Origin of the sequence: Polymorphum gilvum SL003B-26A1 (genome assembly GCF_000192745.1) — a bacterium.
Lineage (GTDB): Bacteria > Pseudomonadota > Alphaproteobacteria > Rhizobiales > Stappiaceae > Polymorphum > Polymorphum gilvum.
On the sequence record NC_015259.1, the window covers coordinates 3002464 to 3020414 of the forward strand.

The 17951-nt window shown below is 70.2% G+C and carries 12 protein-coding genes; 8 read left to right on the plus strand and 4 right to left on the minus strand.

Going from position 1 to position 17951, the window contains the following annotated elements; all coding sequences use genetic code 11:
- The first annotated feature begins 3 nt into the window (after nucleotides 1-3).
- Both SL003B_RS14090 and SL003B_RS14095 read left to right on the plus strand, forming a co-directional pair.
- A complete protein-coding gene (locus SL003B_RS14090; protein WP_013653533.1) occupies nucleotides 4-4356 on the plus strand; it encodes a translocation/assembly module TamB domain-containing protein in 4353 nt (1450 codons plus the stop codon).
- A gap of 166 nt (nucleotides 4357-4522) precedes the next feature.
- Nucleotides 4523-4918, plus strand: coding sequence for a helix-turn-helix domain-containing protein (locus tag SL003B_RS14095; RefSeq protein WP_013653534.1), 396 nt, complete (start codon nucleotides 4523-4525; stop codon nucleotides 4916-4918).
- Nucleotides 4919-4931: 13 nt separating this feature from the next.
- Here the strand turns inward: SL003B_RS14095 and SL003B_RS14100 are convergent, their stop codons facing one another.
- Nucleotides 4932-5966, minus strand: coding sequence for an Ldh family oxidoreductase (locus tag SL003B_RS14100; protein WP_013653535.1), 1035 nt, complete (start codon nucleotides 5964-5966; stop codon nucleotides 4932-4934).
- A gap of 290 nt (nucleotides 5967-6256) precedes the next feature.
- Here SL003B_RS14100 and SL003B_RS14105 point away from each other — a divergent pair, with 290 nt between their 5' ends.
- On the plus strand, nucleotides 6257-7714 hold the full coding sequence (locus SL003B_RS14105) for an NAD-dependent succinate-semialdehyde dehydrogenase (protein WP_013653536.1): 1458 nt from the start codon (nucleotides 6257-6259) through the stop codon (nucleotides 7712-7714).
- 72 nt (nucleotides 7715-7786) lie between these two features.
- Here the strand turns inward: SL003B_RS14105 and SL003B_RS14110 are convergent, their stop codons facing one another.
- Together SL003B_RS14110 and SL003B_RS14115 are read right to left on the minus strand one after the other, a co-directional pair.
- Complete coding sequence (locus SL003B_RS14110; protein WP_083812095.1) at nucleotides 7787-10582, minus strand: EAL domain-containing protein; 2796 nt, start codon at nucleotides 10580-10582, stop codon at nucleotides 7787-7789.
- Complete coding sequence (locus SL003B_RS14115) at nucleotides 10579-11538, minus strand: FecR family protein (protein ID WP_083812180.1); 960 nt, start codon at nucleotides 11536-11538, stop codon at nucleotides 10579-10581. Before SL003B_RS14115 ends, SL003B_RS14110 begins: the two co-directional genes overlap by 4 nt.
- Nucleotides 11539-11912: 374 nt before the next feature.
- Between SL003B_RS14115 and SL003B_RS14120 the strand changes: the two genes are divergently transcribed.
- Genes SL003B_RS14120 through SL003B_RS14130 form a run of 3 tightly spaced genes read left to right on the plus strand, consistent with a single transcriptional unit; the run spans nucleotide 11913 to nucleotide 13728 of the window.
- Nucleotides 11913-12491, plus strand: coding sequence for a YceI family protein (locus SL003B_RS14120; protein WP_013653539.1), 579 nt, complete (start codon nucleotides 11913-11915; stop codon nucleotides 12489-12491).
- Nucleotides 12492-12548: 57 nt separating this feature from the next.
- Nucleotides 12549-13130, plus strand: a complete 582-nt coding sequence (locus SL003B_RS14125; protein WP_013653540.1) for a cytochrome b — start codon at nucleotides 12549-12551, stop codon at nucleotides 13128-13130.
- Nucleotides 13131-13167: 37 nt separating this feature from the next.
- Entirely contained in the window at nucleotides 13168-13728 is a 561-nt protein-coding gene (locus SL003B_RS14130) for a YceI family protein (RefSeq protein ID WP_013653541.1), read from the plus strand.
- A 10-nt stretch (nucleotides 13729-13738) separates the two neighbouring features.
- On the opposite strand, the gene SL003B_RS14135 is transcribed toward SL003B_RS14130, so the two are convergent.
- On the minus strand, nucleotides 13739-14239 hold the full coding sequence (locus SL003B_RS14135; protein ID WP_013653542.1) for a DUF4405 domain-containing protein: 501 nt from the start codon (nucleotides 14237-14239) through the stop codon (nucleotides 13739-13741).
- Nucleotides 14240-14554: 315 nt separating this feature from the next.
- On the opposite strand from SL003B_RS14135, the gene SL003B_RS14140 reads away from it, so the two are divergent.
- On the plus strand, nucleotides 14555-16192 hold the full coding sequence (locus SL003B_RS14140; protein ID WP_013653543.1) for a fumarate hydratase: 1638 nt from the start codon (nucleotides 14555-14557) through the stop codon (nucleotides 16190-16192).
- 872 nt (nucleotides 16193-17064) lie between these two features.
- Nucleotides 17065-17664, plus strand: coding sequence for a L,D-transpeptidase (locus tag SL003B_RS14145; protein WP_013653544.1), 600 nt, complete (start codon nucleotides 17065-17067; stop codon nucleotides 17662-17664).
- Nucleotides 17665-17951: the final 287 nt, after the last annotated feature.

The window sequence follows — 17951 nt, forward strand, 5'->3', positions numbered from 1 at the left end:
ACAGTGCATCCCCTGCGACGGGTCCTGAAGGGGCTCGCCTATACCGCTCTTGCCCTCGGCGCGAGCGTCGTCGCGCTCGGCGCGCTGCTGCCGACGCCGCTCGGCGGCATCGTGATCGAGCGCATCGTCAACGCGGCGCTCGAAGGCGACGGCGGCCGGACGACCGTGTCCGGCGTCGGAATCGGCTGGACGGGCGACCTGCGCGTCGACGCGGTGACGGTCGCCGACGCGGCCGGGCCGTGGCTGACGCTCGCCGACCTGCGGCTCGACTGGCGGCCGTCGCGGCTTCTCGCCGGCGAAGCCTTCGTCGACACGCTGACGGCCGGCGCCGTCCATGTCGCGCGCCGGCCGGTGGCTGCCGCCGACGGGAACGACGGCGCCGATCGCTCCGAAGGTTCCCTGTCCCTGCCGGTGCCGCGCCTGCGGCTCGAGCGGCTCGCCGTCGCGGAGATCCGGCTAGCGGCGCCGGTGGCGGGCACGCCGCTGACGCTCACCGCCAGCGGGTCGGCGCGGATCGACGACGATCCGCAGATCGTGCGGGCCACGCTCGACATCCGGCGCGCCGACGGCACCGCCGGGACGATCGGCGCCCGGATCGACTTCGCGCCCGGCGACGGCCGGCTCGGCTTCGACCTCGACGTGTCCGAGCCGCGCGGCGGATTGGTGGCTCGGCTGATGGAGATCCCCGACCTGCCCGCCCTCGACATCCGGCTCGCGGGCGACGGGCCGCTGGACGACTGGGGCGCCGATCTGACGGTCGCGCTGGACGGACGGCAGACCGTGACCGGCACGGCCCGGCTCGGCACGGACGGCGCGGGGCGGATGCTGTCGGTCGATCTCGACGGCGACCTCGCCCCCCTCGCCCCGCCGGTCGCCGCGGCATTCCTGCTCGGCTCCACCGAGCTGAAGGGCGAAGCCCGGCTCAACGCCAGCTTCGAGTTCCTGTCCGGCAGACTATCGCTGACGACGCAGACGGTGCGCCTCGACGCCGACGGCGGCCTCGATCCGCTGAGCCAGCAGCTTTCGGGCAAGGGCACGCTGTCCGTCGGCGCCGGCGGCGGCGCGCTGATCGCGCTCGACATCGACGGCCGGCGCGTCGCCTTCGGCGCGGTGAGCGCGGAGCTGACGCTCTCCGGCGCACTGAGCAAGGCCAACTGGACGCTGGCGGCGACGGCGACGCAGCTGTCGGGCCCCGAGGGCGCGGTCGAGCGGCTGACGCTCGACGCGTCAGGCAGCGGCGCGGACCTGCGCGCCGAGCATCTGACCAGCCCGCTGCGCGCGCGCCTGGCGCTTGCCGGCGTCGCCGCCGCCGATGGACGCTTGGCGGCACTCGCCGGCGACACGCTGCTGACGCTCGCCGGCCGCATCGACGGGGCGCAGGCAGCGGCGACGATCGAGGCGGCGGAGCTGAGCGCGCCGGCCGGGCGCCTGGTGCTGACGGAAGCCCACTACGCCGGCGATGCCGCCTCGGCCCGCGGCCGGATCGACCTCGCCGACCTTGGCGCGCTGTCCGCCCTGGCCGGCCGGCCGCTCGGCGGCACGCTCACGGGCGCCTTCGCGGCGACCGGCAGGCCCGCAACCGCAAGCGGCACGCTGGCGGTGTCGCTCGAAGGGCGCGACCTCAAGACCGGCAGCGCCGAGGCGGATCGCCTGCTTGCCGGCACGGTGACGGCCGAGGCGACGGCGGACCGCGCGGAGGACGGCACCCTGCGCGTCACCGGCCTGTCGCTGACCGGTCCGGGCCTCGCGCTCGCCGGCGATGCCGCACTCGCGGCCGGGAGCCTGGAGGCCGAGGTGCAGGGCCGGCTGAGCGGCCTGCACCGGCTCGACCCGCGGCTGGAGGGCGAGATCGCGCTGAACGCGTCGGCGCGCGGCCCGTTCGCGGCAGCAGAGGTGGCGCTCGAGGCGCGCTCCGACCGGCTGGTGCTGACCGGCACGCCGGTCGAGGCGGTGACGCTCACGATCTCTGGCACCGCCTCGCCGGAGGCGCCGGCGGGAACGCTTGCGCTTGCTGGGACGATGAACGGCGCGCCGCTGACGGCCAGCGCGGATCTCGTGTCCGAAAACGGCGGCGCCCGGATCGACCGCCTGGAGGCGCGCGCGGGCGGCAACCGAATCGCGGGCTCGGCCGAGATCGGCGACCTGGACCGAGCGCTGGAGACGCTGACCGGCAGGGTTTCGGTCGACGCGCCGCAGCTCGCCGACCTGTCGCCGCTGGTGCTGACGCCGATCACCGGACGGCTGAACGCCGAGGTCTCGCTCGCCGCCGAAGCCGGCTTGCCGCGGCTGCGCGTCACGGCGAACGGCGCGGACCTGTCGGTGCCGGGCGCCGATGTCGCCGGCCTGACGGCCGAGGCCAGCGTGCTCGACCCGTTCGGCGTGCCGCGGGCAAACGGCACGCTGGGGGCTTCCGGCGTCAGGGCCGGGGGAACCGCGCTCGACACGGTGGCGCTGGAAGCAAGCAGCGACGGGATGCGGACCGACTTCACGCTCGACGCCCGGCTGCCGTCGGCGGGCGGACGCGACGGGCTGGCCGGAGCGGGCACGCTGACCGCCGCCGACGGCGGCTTCGACCTTGCCGTCACGCGGCTCGACGGCGCCTATGCCGGGCTCACGACCGCGCTGGCGCAGCCGGCCCGGTTCACCTATCGCGGCGAGGTTCTGCACGTCGATGCGCTGGCGCTTGCGCTCGGCAGCGGCACGCTGACCGTGACGGGCACGGCGGGCGAGCGACTCGACCTGACGGCGCGGGTCGCCGACGTCCCGCTGGCGCTCGCCAATGCGGTGGCGCCCGGGCTCGGGCTCGGCGGCAGCGCGAGCGGCACGGTGACGGCGAGCGGCGCGGCCGGCGCCCCGGTCGCGACCTGGAACCTGTCCGTCACGGGCCTGTCGGCGTCGGCGACCGCCGGCCTCGGCCTGCCCGCGCTCGGCCTGGCGAGCAGCGGGCGGTTGTCCGGAAACCGCATCGACCAGACCACGACGGCAAGCGGGCCGGACGGCACGACGCTGACGGCCAAGGGCACGGTCGGGCTCGAGGGGGCGCGAGCGCTCGACCTAGCGCTCGATGGCACGGTGCCGCTGGCGCTGGCGCGGCGGACGCTGACCGAAGCGGGTTTCCGCGGCGAGGGCGCGATGCGCGTGACCGGCCGCGTCGGCGGGACGGTCGCCGCGCCGCGTCCTGCGCTGACGGCGGTGCCGAGCGGCGTGCGCGTGACCGAACTGTCGTCCGGGCTGACGCTGCAGGACGTGACGGGCAGCATCGACATCGACGGCGAGCGGATCGTGCTCAACGGGCTGAAGGCGGCGGTGGCGGGCGGCGGCACGCTGTCGGTCAGCGGCAGCGTCGGCCTTGGCGGCGACATGGCCGCCGACATCCGCGCGCTGGTCGACAAAGGCCGCTACAGCGACGGGCGCGTCGTCACCGCCGTGGCCGACGCCGACATCCGCATCAGCGGGCCGCTGGCGGGCAGCCGCACCGGCGCGCTGATGTCGGGAACCGTCAGCGTCGAACGGGCCGACATCGCCATTCCCGAGACCCTGCCGGGCGGCGTGTCGCCGGTCGCGGTGCAGCACGTCAACGCGCCGGCGGCGGTGCGCGCACAGATGGCGGAGCTGCGCGCCGACGGCGGCGGCGGCAGCGGCGGTACCGGCGAGGCGCCGATGCGGCTCGACGTGACCGTGAATGCCCCGGGGCGGATCTTCGTGCGCGGCCGCGGCGTCGACGCGGAACTGTCCGGCAGCCTGCGGGTGGTCGGCACGACGGCCGAGCCGCAGGCGATCGGTGCCTTCACACTCAGGCGCGGCCAGCTCGACGTGCTGACCCGGCGGCTGGCCTTCTCGCGCGGCAGCGCCACCTTCTCCGGCTCGCTGACGCCGGAGCTCGACTTCCTGGCGACGACCAGCGCCGGCACGACGACGGTCAACGTGACGGTGACCGGCAGCGCGGCCGATCCGGTGGTGGCGCTGACCTCGGTGCCGAGCCTGCCGCAGGACGAGATCCTGGCGCAGCTGCTGTTCGACCGGAGCATGAGCACGCTGTCGCCGACGCAGCTTGCCCAGCTCGCCGCCGCAGTGGCGACGCTGACCGGCGGCAGCGACCGCGGACCGCTGGCGCAGCTGCGCCGGTCGCTCGGCCTCGACGCCATCGACGTCAACGCGGCGGTCGAGGGCGGCCCCTCGGTGGCGGTCGGCAAGTACATCAACGACAACATCTATCTCGGCGTCGAACAGGGCACGGGCCGCGATTCCAGCCGGGTGACGGTCGACATCGACATCACCAAAGGGCTGAAGATGCGCGGCGAGGTCGGCGCGGATGGCTCGTCCAAGGCCGGCATCTTCTACGAGCGGGAATACTGAGCCCGATCGCACCGGCGCGCGGATGCGACACGATCGTGGCCCAAGCGCGACATCGGCGCGACATCGGCGCGACAGCGGCCACGCACAGGACCCGCCCGCGGTTGCCCACCCCTGCGCGCCCGTGCAAGGCTTGCCGCCACGACCAGAGCCAGGAGGAGACGCCGCAATGACCATGCAGGGTTCGAGTATCTTCGCGCCGCTCCGGGGCGGCGGGCCGGAGCGCACGCTGGGCGAACGGATCTGCCTTGCCCGCGACGCCGCGGGACTGTCGACGGCGCAGCTCGCCCGCCGGCTCGGCGTGCGCACGGCCACGCTGCAGGCGTGGGAAAGCGACCGCGCGGAACCGCGCTCAAACCGGCTGGTGCTGCTCGCCGGCGTCCTCGGGGTCAGCCCGACCTGGCTGCTGGTCGGGCGCGGCGACGGCCCGATGGAGCCGGACGAGACGGCGGTCGCAACGGCCGGGCTGAGAGCGGACCTCCTCGCCATGCGCGCGCAGGCGCAGGCCCTGACCGACCAGATCGACTCCGCACTCGGCCGGCTCGAGGTCCTCGGCGACGCCTGAGCGTCCGCCTGTGTCAGCCGTTCGGGCAGGCGGCGAGCGCGCGGATCTCGGCGAGGATCGGCGCGGGCACCGCGACGCCTTCAGCCCGCGCCCGGGCGCGGGCGGCAAGCCGACTGCTGCCGGGCAGGCGGGCGCCGGGCTCGGTCTCGACGGCGGCGACCAGGGCGGCGATGCGCTCGCCATAGGCGCCGGCGGAGGTCAGGCCCGGATCGATGGCGATAATCGTCTGGCCGAGGTTCGGCGGCGCGCCGTCTCCGGAAAACAGGCTGGAGGCCTCGAAGGCGAGGCTGGCGCCGACCAGCGCGGCAGCCATGACCTCGACCATCATGGCGAGCGCCGCACCCTTGGCCTCGCCGATCGGGATCATGGTGCCGGCCATGGCCGCGGAGGCGTCGGTGGTCGGGTTGCCGTCGGCATCGAGCGCCCAGCCTTCGGGGATCGTCCGGCCGGCCTTCTCGGCGGCCATGATCTTGCCCTTGGCGACGCGCGAGACGGCGAGATCGATGACCAGCGGCGCATGGCCGGGGTCGACCGAGGCGGCGACCGGGGCGGCGAAGGCGATCGGATTGGTGCCGAACAGCGGCGTCCGCCCGCCCCAGGGCGCGATCGACTTCGGCGCGTTGCCGAACACGAAGGCGACCAGGCCCTGCTCAGCAAGTCTCTCGCAATGGGCGCCGGCCTGGCCGAAATGATGCGAGCGGCGGACGGCAGCGATGGCGATGCCGAGCGCGCGGGCCTTGGCCGGCAGGACGGCGAGCGCGAGATCGAGCGCCGGATAGGCGAAGCCAAGGCCGGCGTCGACGCGCAGCAGCGCCGGCGTGACGTCCTCCAGCGCCGGCCTGGCGAAGCCGTCGACCTTGCCCGACCGGCTCTGGGCGGCATAGGAGGGCACGCGCGACAAGCCGTGGCCGGACTGGCCGTCGGCCTCCGCGGCGACAAGGGCGCGGGCGACGCAGGCGGCGTTGTCGGGCGCCGTACGGTTGGCGACCAGCGCGGCGACGACGAGGTCGTGCGCCTGCGTCAGGGACAGGGTTTCGGTCTCGGCCATGGAACAATCCGTCATGGGGAGGGCTGCGGGTGCGGCGGCGCATAGCACGCCCGGGCGGACTTGGCGAGAGGCCCTACCGCTTGAGCCGCGCCGCGCGGCATGCGAGATCTGGGCGGCGGATTCACTGGGACGGATATTATTTAACGTGTTAAGTAGTATCCATCGCGCCGGCGGTGCTTCTCGGCGGTGCTTCGGCCTGCCGCATGGCCAGGCCGGCGTTCCGGCGGCACCCTTAAGACGGGCCGGCCGGGCCGGGTCAAGCAGACGAACAGGAACAGCGGGAGACAGTCATGAGACTTGATGCGAAGCTGATGAAGCAGGCGGTCCATATCGCCGGCAGCTGGACCGGCGCCGACAGCGGCGCCACCATCGAGGTCAACAATCCGGCCACCGGCGAGGTCATCGGCACGGTGCCGCGCTGCGGGCGAACCGAGACGGCGCGCGCGATCGACGCCGCGGCGGCGGCATTCAAGGACTGGAAGGCGAAGACGGCGGAGGAACGCGCCACGCTGATGCACCGGCTCGCCGACGAGATCATGGCCGAACTCGACGGCCTGGCGGAACTGCTGACCACCGAGATGGGCAAGCCGCTGGCCGAGGCCAAGGGCGAGATCACGCTCAGCGCCAAATACATCCGCTTCCTCGCCGAGGAGGGCAAGCGCATCTACGGCGACATCATCCCCTCTCCCTGGGCGGGCAAGAAGATCCTGGTCACCAAGGAGCCGGTCGGCGTGGTCGGCGCCATCACCCCGTGGAACTTCCCCAACTCGATGATCGCGCGCAAGCTCGGCGCGGCGCTCGCCGCCGGCTGCACCATGGTGATCAAGCCGGCGAGCCAGACGCCCTATTCGGGCCTCGTCTACGGCGTGCTGGCCGAGCGGGCCGGCATCCCGGCCGGCGTCATCAACGTCGTCACCGGCTCGGCCGGCGAGATCGCCGACGAGATGTGCGAGAACCCGCTGCTGCGCAAGATCACCTTCACCGGCTCGACCGAGGTCGGCAAGAAGCTCGCTTCCAACGCCACGCGGCACATGAAGAAGATCTCGATGGAACTCGGCGGCAACGCGCCGTTCATCGTCTTCGACGACGCCGACCTCGATGCCGCGGTGGCCGGGGCGATCGCCTCGAAGTTCCGCAACTCGGGCCAGACCTGCGTGTGCGCCAACCGGCTCTACGTGCAGGCCGGCGTCTACGACGCCTTCGCCGAGAAGCTGAAGGCGGCGATCGAGGCGCAGCTCAAGGTCGGCGACGGCCGCGCCGCCGGCACGACCCAGGGTCCGCTGATCGACGAAAAGGCGATCGCCAAGGTCGAGGAGCACATCGCCGACGCGCTGGCCAAGGGCGGCCGGGTGCTGACCGGCGGCGAGCGCGCCGGCAACGTCGGCTCGTTCTTCAAACCGACCCTGGTCGCCGACGCCACCGCCGCCATGAAGGTGGCGCGCGAGGAGACCTTCGGCCCGCTGGCGCCGCTGTTCCGCTTCGAGACCGAGGAGGAGGCGGTCGCGGCCGCCAACGCGACCGAATACGGCCTCGCCTGCTACTTCTACAGCCAGAACCTCGGCCGGGTGTTCCGCGTCATGGAGCGGCTGGAATACGGCCTCGTCGGCGTCAACGAGGGCATCATCACCACCGAGGTGGCCCCGTTCGGCGGCGTCAAGGACAGCGGCATGGGCAACGAGGGCTCCAAGTACGGTCTCGACGACTACCTGAACATCAAATACGCCTGCGTCGGCGGCCTGGGCATGTGACAGCCGATCCCGCGGATCGCGACGCGCCTCGCCTGTCGCGGTCCGCCGGGACCCGCGCAGCCGCATGCCGCATCAGGCGGCGGCCTGCATCCTGCGGGCGATGTCGGCCGCGCCCTGCGGCCGGCCGAAGTAGTAGCCCTGGCCGACATCGCAGCCGAGTTCGCGCAGCCGGTCGACCTGTGCCGGCGTCTCGACACCTTCGACCACGACCGTCATGCCGAAGCTGTCGGCCAGATCCACGATGCTGCGCACGATCGCGACACTGCCTGGATCAGTGCAAATCCCATCGACAAAGCACTTGTCGATCTTGATCTTGCCCAGCGGAAAGCGCGGGATGTAGCCGAGCGAGGAATAGCCGGTGCCGAAATCGTCGAGGGCGAAGCTGCAGCCGAGGCCGGTCAGCGCCTCGACGGCCTCGCGGATCGGCCGGTCGTCGCCCATGAACAGGGTTTCCACGATTTCCAGATCGAGCCGTTCGGCAGCGAACGGGCCGCCATCGAGGGCGCCGTGGACCGCCGACACGAGATCCCCGCGCAGAAACTGAACCGGCGACACGTTGACCGCCAGGCGGATCGGCTGCGGCCAGGCGGCGGCATCGCGACAGGCCTGGTTCAGCACCCAGGTGCCGAGACTTTCGATCAGGCCGCTTTCCTCGGCGATCGGGATGAATTCGGCCGGCGAAATCGGCCCGTGTACCGGATGCTCCCAACGCAGCAGGGCTTCCGCGCCATAAAGCGCGCCGTCCGACAGGCGGATCTGCGGCTGGTAGGCGACCCGCAACTGGCCGCGCGGCAGCGCCTGCCACAGTTCCAGCTCCAGCATGCGCCGGCGGGTCAAAGCCTGTTCCATCGGTGCGTCGAAGTCGCGCCTCTGGTTGACGCCCATCTTGCGGGCGAGGGAGAGGGCCGTGCCGGCCTGGCGCAGGAGGGTCTGGGCGTTGCCGTTGCCGGCGACCGCTGTTGCCACGCCGAGGGTGATCGAGACATGGACACGATTGCCCTGCAGATCGAAATCGCGCCGCATGCGGTCGATCAGCCGGTCGCAGAAGCGGCCCGTGTCGTCCTGCTCCACGCCCTCAAGGACGCAGGCGAAGCGGTTGTCGCCGACGCTGGCGACAAGGCCGGGATCCCTGCACAGGTCGCGAAGCCGATTCGCCACCGCGGCGCGCAGCGCATCGCCATAGCCATGGCCCAGCGAGCCGACGACATTGTCGAGCCCGTCGAGCGAGAACAGGATGACGACGCAATCGGACCGGTCTGCACGGCTGCGCATCAGGATCGACTCCAGCCGCTCCTCGAGCGCCGTGCGGTTGATCAGCCCGGTGACCGGATCGTGACGTGCGAGATAGGCGACCCTGTGCTCCGCCACGCGGCGTTCGGTCACGTCCCGGCAGGTAACGCAGGCAACCCTTGGGGGCGTTCCGGTTTCGTCGCCGCCGGCGTCGTCCCGACCGGTCTCGTCGGCGAGCACGGAACCCGTGACCACGTATTCGACGATGCGTGGCGCCGCACCGGCGACCGCGACGCGGATCTCGCGCAGGCCCGGGTTCCCGGGTGGGCGATCCGGACCGTGCAGAACCTGCCGGACGTCGGCCCCGATTTCCGGCGGCAGGAAGGGATCGGCCGGCTCGCCCTCGACAAGCGCAGCACCGAGAATGGCGCGAGCGGAGTCCGTGGCCGCGCGGACGGAACCGGTGTCGTCGATCACGACGATGCCGTCAAAACTGTCGGCGAAGACGCGGCTCAGGACAGCCTGGGAATTGCGCCTCTGCGCCCGCGCGATGCGCAGCAGGAGCTTGTGCAGGCCGATCTCGCCGAGCACCACAAGCACGGCCAGCATGAGCAGGCCCGTGCCTGCCGCCGCCGTGTCGAGCATGACCGGCCGGAGCTGGAGCAGGCCCAACGCCGCGCCCTCGATGACGACAAGGAGGCCGATGACCCCCGCCACGCGGATACGCCAGCCGCCGGGCGCCAGAACGATTAGGAGGCCGCCCGCAAGCATCGCGCCAACCAGGGTCTCCAGACCGTACGCGGTTCGCACGGCGCGGTCCTGCAGCAGGGATTCCGCGGCAAGGATCTGCAGCACGCTTCCCGGCAGGATGCCATGAACCGGCACGGAGAACAGGTCCCTGAGTTCCTGCGCGGTCGCGCCGATGACGGCCTTGCGTCCGGCCAGATCGGCCCCAGAGACCCTGCCGGCGATGAGATCGGCGGCCGAGATCCGGTCGATGCCGTCCGGATCGATGCTGAAGTCGATGCTGAACCGCTCGCCGATCACGCCTGTCCTGCCGGACAGCACGGCCGGCAGCGACAGCACCGGTTCGCCGTCGATCACATCGCCCCAGACGGCGTTCCACACCCGGCCGTCGGTCTCGACCGGGACGCTGACCACGACAGGCCATGAATGGTCGGACAGGGCCGCGATCGGACGGTTGACGATCATGTCATCGGCCCGGCTGCCGCTGCCGGCAACCTGACGGAACACGGCGAGGCTGACGCCGCCGCCGGCGCGCTCAAGGGCTGCGGCCAGGGCCGCGTCCTCGTCGGGCGACGAGGCAGCACTGAAATCGATATCGAGCACGATCTCACCGGCGCCAGCTTGGGTCAGCCGATCGATCATCGCGGCATGCAGGCGGCGCGGCCAGGGCCAGACGCCGACCTCCTGCAGGCTGTGGGCATCGATCTCGACCAGCACGATGGAGCCGCTCGGCGCGCGATCCAGAAGCGAAAAGCGCAGCTCGGCGAGACTGCGCTCAAGGATGCGAAGCGATCCCGAAACCTGCAGCGCCAGCGCCAGCGCGAGGGCCAGCACCGCAGCCGTCAGCCGGGGCCCTGCGCCCCTCGTCTCGTCCGTTCGGCCACGCTTCACTTCACAGTTCCGTTTCCGTTGCCGTTGCCGTTGCCGTTGCCGTTTCCGTTGCCGTTGCCGTTCCCGTTGCCGTTGCCGTTGCCGTTGCCGTTCCCGTTGCCGTTCCCGTTGCCGTTGCCGTTCCCGTTGCCGTTGCCGTTGCCGTTGCCGTTGCCGTTCCCGTTGCCGTTTCCGTTGCCGCCGGCATTGCCCTGGCCGCCTCCGCCGGCTGCACTGTTTGCCTGGCCGGCGGCAGCCGCAGCACTGTTCGCCTGGCCGGCGGCAGCGGCCGCGGCGGCTGCCGGCGTGTTGGTGACGGAGAAGGACGGTGCCGTCGGCGTGCCGGAATAAACGCTCGGCGCGGAATTGATGCCCGAGACGCTCAGGCCCGCGCTGGTCGCGCCGGTCTGCGCCTGCTGTCCAGCGCCGACGTCGGCAGTCTGACCCGTGGCGTGGTCGCTGACCGATACAAGGCCTCGTTCGACGTTGACGCTCGCCCCGACCGGCCCCACGGCGACTTCGAAGCGCGTGCCCTTGACCACGGCGGCCAGGAACGGCGTCTCGACGGTGAAATGCGGCCGGGCGCGCTTGGCAACGTCGACGACGATCTTGCCGGTCTCCTGAAGCAGGGTGGTCTTGTCACCGGTGCTCTTGAACCGCGACAGGGCGACGGTCGTGTTCGGCCCGACCAGGATGGTCTCGGTGCCGCGTGCGATGAGGGCCTTCGCCGCGCCGATCGTGGCGACCGTATAGCCCTTGGGCAGCGGCATGCCGGGACGGGCGAGCACCGGCTTGACGTCCGGGGCGAGGAGATAGACCTTTCCGGAGACGCGCTGGACGACCCACTCGGCCGCGGCCGGCGACACGCCGCCGGCAAGCACGGTGGCGACGAGCGCAAGGACCTCGAGGGCCCGACGTAGCGTCTGCAGCCGGTCCAGAACGGCCCCCACGGTCGCAGCGCAAGGCCGTCCACACATCGTCAGAATCCGCCGGAGCATGACGCCCCTCCCGATGGGTCAGACAAGAACACCTGCCCATGCAACCACGACGTCAGTTAATCCCGATTGAATCGGATGAGTAAAATCCGCAGACAACACCTATTTTTCAGAGCTTCAACCCTTTTCCCTTACGACATCTTAAGCATCAGATCGGCACCGGCGGTTTTGTCCTCTGCGGAAGGGCGACCGACCTTGCGACCGGCCAGGATGTCGAACACCGACGCGGAGCTTCGCGGAATTGTTCATCTGACGTGGACGCTCAGTCAAATTGTGCGGCGCGAAAAATGCCCTAAATCGGATCTGGTTGCCCGCACCGGGCCGACCCCCGATTTCTTCATCCGGAGAGACCTCGCATGATCCGCATCGCCGCATCCGCCCTCGCCCTGTCGCTCGCCGCCATGCCGGCGCTCGCCGAGCCGGTCGCCTACGCCTTCGACAAGAGCCATGCCAACCTGTCGTTCTCCTACAATCACCTCGGCTACTCGACCACCGAGGGCCGGTTCGGCGAGTGGGACGGCACGCTGCTGATCGACCAGGACAATCCGGAAAACTCGTCCATCGAGTTCGTGATCGACATCGCCAGCCTGGACACGTTCTTCGCCGACCGCGACAAGCACTTCCTGAGCGCCGACTTCTTCGACGTCGAGAAGTTCCCGAAGGCAACCTTCAAGAGCACCAAGGTCGAGAAGGTCGGCGACAGCAAGCTCGCCGTCACCGGCGACCTGACCATCAAGGACGTCACCAAGCCGGTCACTCTCGACGTCGACGTGACCGCCCTCGGCGAGCATCCGATGGCCAAGACGCCGGCCGCCGGCTTCGCCGTCACCACCGTGATCAAACGCTCCGACTACGGCATGGACATGTACGTGCCCTATGTCGGCGACACCGTCACAGTCACCTTCCACGCAGAGACGCTGAAGGCCGCCGACTGACGCGGCTGCGGCCGGGCCTGGCGCCCGGCCGCTCCCGCTCCTGCCGAGGAGACTGCCATGCTGCGCAACAGCCCGAGCGGATACGGACGCGTCGCCATCGCCTTCCACTGGACGATGGCGTTGCTGATCGTCGCCATGCTGGCGCTCGGCATGGTGATGCACCGCATGCCGCCGACCGATCCGGCGACCTTCGCCCTCTATCAGTGGCACAAGTCGTTCGGCTTCGTGGCGCTCGGGCTCGCCGTCCTGCGCATGCTGTGGCGGGCGACCAACCCGGTGCCGCGCCTGCCGGAGGGCATGGCGGGCTGGGAACGGGCGGCCGCGCATGCCGGCCACCTCGCCCTCTACGGCCTGATGCTGGCGATTCCGCTCACCGGCTGGCTGATGGTGTCGGCCTCGCCCTGGGCCATCCCGACCGTTCTGTTCGGCGCCGTGCCCGTGCCGCACCTGCCGGTGCCCGAGGCGCTCGGCAGCAAGGCCGAGGCGGAGACGCTGTTCAAGGACCTGCACGAGCTGTTCGCCTGGCTGCTGATCCTGCTGCTGGTCGCCCATGTCGGGGCGGCGCTGAAGCACCATTTCATCGCCCGCGACACGACGCTGCGCCGGATGGTGTCGACCGAACCGGCACGCAGCGCCTGAATCCTTCCCTTCCTCCCGATTGCCTGGAGTCTTGAGCATGACCCTGCCGACCCTGCGTTCCGCGCTCGTTGCCGCCGCCCTTGCGCTCGTCACGCAGCCGGCCGCTGCCGCCGACTGGGCGGTCGACGCCGCCGACAGCAGCCTTGCCTTCACCGCCCGCCAGGGCGACACGGCCGTGCCCGGCCGCTTCGAGCGCTTCGAGGTGGCGATCACGCTCGATCCTCAGGACCTTTCCGGCGCGTCGATCAGCGTCACCGTCGACACCGCCAGCGTCGCCACAGAGGACGCGCAGGTCGGGGCGACGCTCGCCTCCGACGGCTGGCTGTCGACGGCGGCCTTCCCGACCGCGGCCTTCGCCTCGACCGCCGTCCGCCGCATCGAGGGCGAGCGCTACGAGGCGGAGGGCACGTTCACCCTGCGCGGCGTGTCGATGCCGCTGGTGTTGCCGTTCACGCTGGCCATCGACGGCGACACGGCCAAGGCCGCCGGCGCCGTCACGCTGCTGCGCGCCGACTACGGCGTCGGCGCCGGCATTCCGGCCGACACCGTCGGCGCGCAGGTGGAGGTGAGCTTCGCGCTGACAGCGAAGGCCAGGTGACGCGATCCGCCTAATCCATCGTCGCAAGCAGGACGACGATGTCGCGGCCGGACTTGCCGCTGGCCGCGGCGACGGCGGCGAGGCTGTCGTTCGGGGACGCGACGCGATAGCCGTTCTGCTCGAGGACGGCGGTCAGAGTCTCCGGCGTCTTGCCGAAGACGGGCGCGACGGTCGCCACCGAACTCTTCTGAACCGCCCCGGCGAGCGCCACCATGGGATTGCCGGCCGGCGCCTCGCCGCCGAGCAGGGGCACCACGAAGGCGACCGAGGCCGCCAGCGAGGCAGCGAGCGCGATCGCCATCGGCGGGCGCTTGAAATAGGACACGAACGGCCGCCAGTTCTTCCAGAGGTGCAACACGAAGGGCGCGATCAGAACCATGCTCAGCCATTCGTGCATGCCGTGGAACCAGGCCGACCCGAGATGGAAGAACAGGGCGACGCCGGAGATCAGGGAGACCAGGAACAGGCCGGTGGTGAGCGGCGTGGCGTAGCGGGCGAGAATGCCGGGCATCGAGGGAACCTTTCAAAACAGGTTGGACAAAGCCATGCGGGCGATCCGGTCTCCGCGCGTCTGCCCCTCAATCCGCCAGCCGCGCACCCTTGACCGATATCGCCGCGGTGCTGATACCACGGCCGCCGTCCGGACGCACGACGGCGCGGCAATCGGTCTCAGCCCGACCTGGGCGCAAGTATGCATCCCGCCTCTCGCGGACATGGACCTCGACGCTTGGCGGCGCCGGTCCTTTTGCCGTAAAGAGGGGCCACGAACAGTCAAGAGCCCCGTCCGCATGCCGGGCGGGACCGCAAGAGCCCGAGAGACCCGGACATGAACGCTCCCCTGACCCCGCCGGCCTATACTCACACCGCGCTGTTTCCGCTCGGCAGCGACACCACGCCCTACCGCAAGCTGACGGACGACCATGTGTCGACGACCGTGTGCAACGGCGAGGACGTGCTGGTGGTGGCGCGCGAGGGCCTGCGGCTGCTGGCCGAGCAGGCGTTCATCGACATCAACCATTATCTTCGCCCCGGCCATCTGGAGCAGCTCAGAAAGATCCTCGACGACCCGGAAGCGACCGAGAACGACAAGTTCGTCGCCTTCGACCTCTTGAAGAACGCCGCGATCTCCTCGGCCGGCGTGTTGCCGATGTGCCAGGACACCGGCACGGCCATCATCATGGGCAAGAAGGGGCGGCGGATCTGGACCGACGGCTCCGACGAGGCGGCCCTCGGGGAAGGCGCGCGCGATGCGTATTTCCTCAAGAACCTACGCTATTCGCAACTGGCGCCGCTGTCGATGTTCGAGGAGAAGAACACCGCCAACAACATGCCGGCACAGATCGAGCTCTACGCCGAGGGCGAGGACGCCTACAAGTTCCTGTTCATGGCCAAGGGCGGCGGCTCGGCCAACAAGACCTTCCTGTTCCAGGGCACGCCGTCGCTGCTGACCCACGACCGCATGATCGACTTCCTGAAGGAAAAGATCCTGACGCTCGGCACCGCCGCCTGCCCGCCCTATCACCTGGCCATCGTCATCGGCGGAACCTCGGCCGAGATGACGTTGAAGGCGACCAAGCTCGCCTCGGCGCGCTACCTCGACGCCCTGCCGACGCAGGGCTCCGAGCTCGGCCACGCCTTCCGCGACCTCGCGATGGAGGCCGAGATCCACACGCTGACCCAGGCGACGGGCGTCGGCGCGCAGTTCGGCGGCAAGTATTTCTGCCACGACGTGCGCGTCATCCGCCTGCCGCGCCACGGCGCCTCGCTGCCGATCGGCCTGGGCGTGTCCTGTTCCGCCGACCGCCAGGCGCTTGGCAAGATCACCCGGGACGGCATCTTCCTGGAACAGCTCGAGATGCATCCGGAGAAATACATGCCGGAGGTGACCGACGAGCACCTGTCCGACCACGTGGTCAAGATCGACCTGACCAGGCCGATGCCGGAGATCCTGGCCGAACTCACCCGGCATCCGATCAAGACGCGGCTGTCCTTGTCCGGCCCGCTGATCGTGGCGCGCGACCTCGCCCATGCCAAGCTGCGCGAGAGGCTGGAGGCCGGCGAGCCGCTGCCGGACTACTTCAAGAACCACCCGATCTACTATGCCGGCCCGGCCAAGACGCCGGAAGGCATGCCGTCCGGCTCGTTCGGCCCAACCACCGCAGGGCGCATGGACGCCTATGTCGACCAGTTCCAGGCCGCCGGCGGGTCCATGGTGATGCTGGCCAAGGGCAACCGCTCGCCGGCCGTGCGCCGCGCCTGCCAGGCCCATGGCGGCTTCTACCTCGGCTCGATCGGCGGCCCGGCCGCGCGCCTTGCCCAGGACTGCATCAAGAAGGTCGAGGTCGTCGCCTATCCGGAACTCGGCATGGAGGCGATCTGGAAGATCGAAGTCGAGGACTTCCCGGCCTTCATCGTCATCGACGACAAGGGCAACGATTTCTTCAAGGAGCTGAACCTGGGGTGACCAACGCACTCCGCACGGCTGCCGGCCTTGAAGGCTACCGGCAGCCGAGATCCTTCATGATGGACTGAACTCGTTTCACGTTCCGCGGGGTTGACTGGCCGCACACTTTTTCACATGGGACGCCGTCGCGGTCCCGGTCGGCCTGCGCATATCCGCAAACGCACCAGAGATAGACCGCCTCCTCACAGCTGCGGACGTCGCCGCATTTCGCTCGGCAGGAAACGGATTGCGCCAGTTGAACCGCCGGCAAAGGCGTAAAATTGCCGGACACCTCCGATGCAGAAGCCGGCCCCGCCCAGCCGGAAACAAACATGAATGTCGAGAGGATCGCCCGCAATTTCCTCGATCCCCCAGACGAGACATGGATCGCCGAAAAGCGACTGAACCGGGGCTGAATTCCGTCAATTCCGATATACATCTTTCCGAGTATTATTGGTCATCCTCAAGCCTCGACCCCGATATCAAACTATATGCGCACCCATCAATTCGACACAAGCAAGACGTGCGCAGAGCCGCGATGTGCAGGTCAGCAGCTCAATGCAAGCGTCACCGCGCATACGAGAAGAAAAGCGCCCTTGCGCACGACCGTCGGCATGCGCCCGGGTCAGGCCGTGGCCAGGGTCCGGATCCCGCGGCATCCCATCGCGCGGGCGATCCGGACCGAGAGGTGGTGACAAGCACCCGCAACCAGAGGGCGATTTTCCGTTGCAGCGGAACAACAGCCGTCCGCGGCGGGATGCGCTCACGGCGAAGTGAAGCGTCGTATCGCTTGCCCCGGCGGTCCCGCGTTAAGAAGATCGCAACAGCGCTTTCGTAGGGTAAGACAACCCTGAGCGGGGGCATTTTTCGGTATTGCGAGGTTGGGAAGAGACATGCGCAGACTACTCATGGCCGTCGCGGCCGTCGTCATCGGACTGGCCAGCACGGCCGCCTCGGCCACGCCGGGCGGAGGCCGCTTCTTCGATCCCACCTCCCAGTCCTGGGTCGAATACGGTCCGGGCGTCGCCAGCGGCAAGTCGCCGGTCAGGCGGGAAATGGTCAGCTACAACGGCCCCCATGCGCCCGGCACGATCATCATCGACACCGGCGAGCGCCGGCTCTACCACGTGCGCCCGGGCGGCAAGGCGATGAAATACGGCGTCGGGGTCGGCAAGGAAGGCTTCCAGTGGGCCGGCACGCACCGCGTCACCCGCAAGGCCGAGTGGCCGGGCTGGACGCCGCCACCGCAGATGCGCGCGCGCGAACGCGCCAAGGGCCGGATCCTGCCGGCGCACATGGAAGGCGGGCCGAATAACCCGCTCGGCGCCCGGGCGCTGTACATCGGCTCGACGCTCTACCGCATCCATGGCACCAACCAGCCCTGGACCATCGGCTCCGCCGTGTCGTCGGGCTGCATCCGGCTCGCCAACGAGGACGTCATCCATCTCTACGAGAACGTCGACGTCGGCGCCAAGGTGGTGGTCAAGCGTTGAGCGCAGCCGCAACGGCAGAGGTGAAGGCCGGCCCTGCGCCGGCCTGAGGCCGTTGAGAAACCTCCGCCTTCATCATCACGCACACAACGAAGCGGAGATCCGGGATCGGCGAGCCGGGGGGCTCTCGATCTCCTTCCTTGACATCATCGACACCGCAGCTCTCCGGTTCCGGCTCGCAGCTCACGCTTGGCCGGGAGGACCCCGGACAATCTGCGGATTTGTCAGAGTCCAAGGCCGGCCGGGAGGCTCGGCCTATATTCGTTGGCGGGTTCGTTGGAGCAGCGGGT

Bases quoted from the DNA above. Each gene is read 5' to 3' on its own strand.
- SL003B_RS14140 (WP_013653543.1), top strand. From the start codon at position 14,555: ATGAACGCTCCCCTGACCCCGCCGGCCTATACTCACACCGCGCTGTTT.
- SL003B_RS14105 (WP_013653536.1), top strand. From the start codon at position 6,257: ATGAGACTTGATGCGAAGCTGATGAAGCAGGCGGTCCATATCGCCGGC.
- SL003B_RS14120 (WP_013653539.1), top strand. From the start codon at position 11,913: ATGATCCGCATCGCCGCATCCGCCCTCGCCCTGTCGCTCGCCGCCATG.
- SL003B_RS14145 (WP_013653544.1), top strand. From the start codon at position 17,065: ATGCGCAGACTACTCATGGCCGTCGCGGCCGTCGTCATCGGACTGGCC.
- SL003B_RS14115 (WP_083812180.1), bottom strand. From the start codon at position 11,538: ATGTGTGGACGGCCTTGCGCTGCGACCGTGGGGGCCGTTCTGGACCGG.
- SL003B_RS14095 (WP_013653534.1), top strand. From the start codon at position 4,523: ATGACCATGCAGGGTTCGAGTATCTTCGCGCCGCTCCGGGGCGGCGGG.
- SL003B_RS14130 (WP_013653541.1), top strand. From the start codon at position 13,168: ATGACCCTGCCGACCCTGCGTTCCGCGCTCGTTGCCGCCGCCCTTGCG.
- SL003B_RS14135 (WP_013653542.1), bottom strand. From the start codon at position 14,239: ATGCCCGGCATTCTCGCCCGCTACGCCACGCCGCTCACCACCGGCCTG.
- SL003B_RS14125 (WP_013653540.1), top strand. From the start codon at position 12,549: ATGCTGCGCAACAGCCCGAGCGGATACGGACGCGTCGCCATCGCCTTC.
- SL003B_RS14100 (WP_013653535.1), bottom strand. From the start codon at position 5,966: ATGGCCGAGACCGAAACCCTGTCCCTGACGCAGGCGCACGACCTCGTC.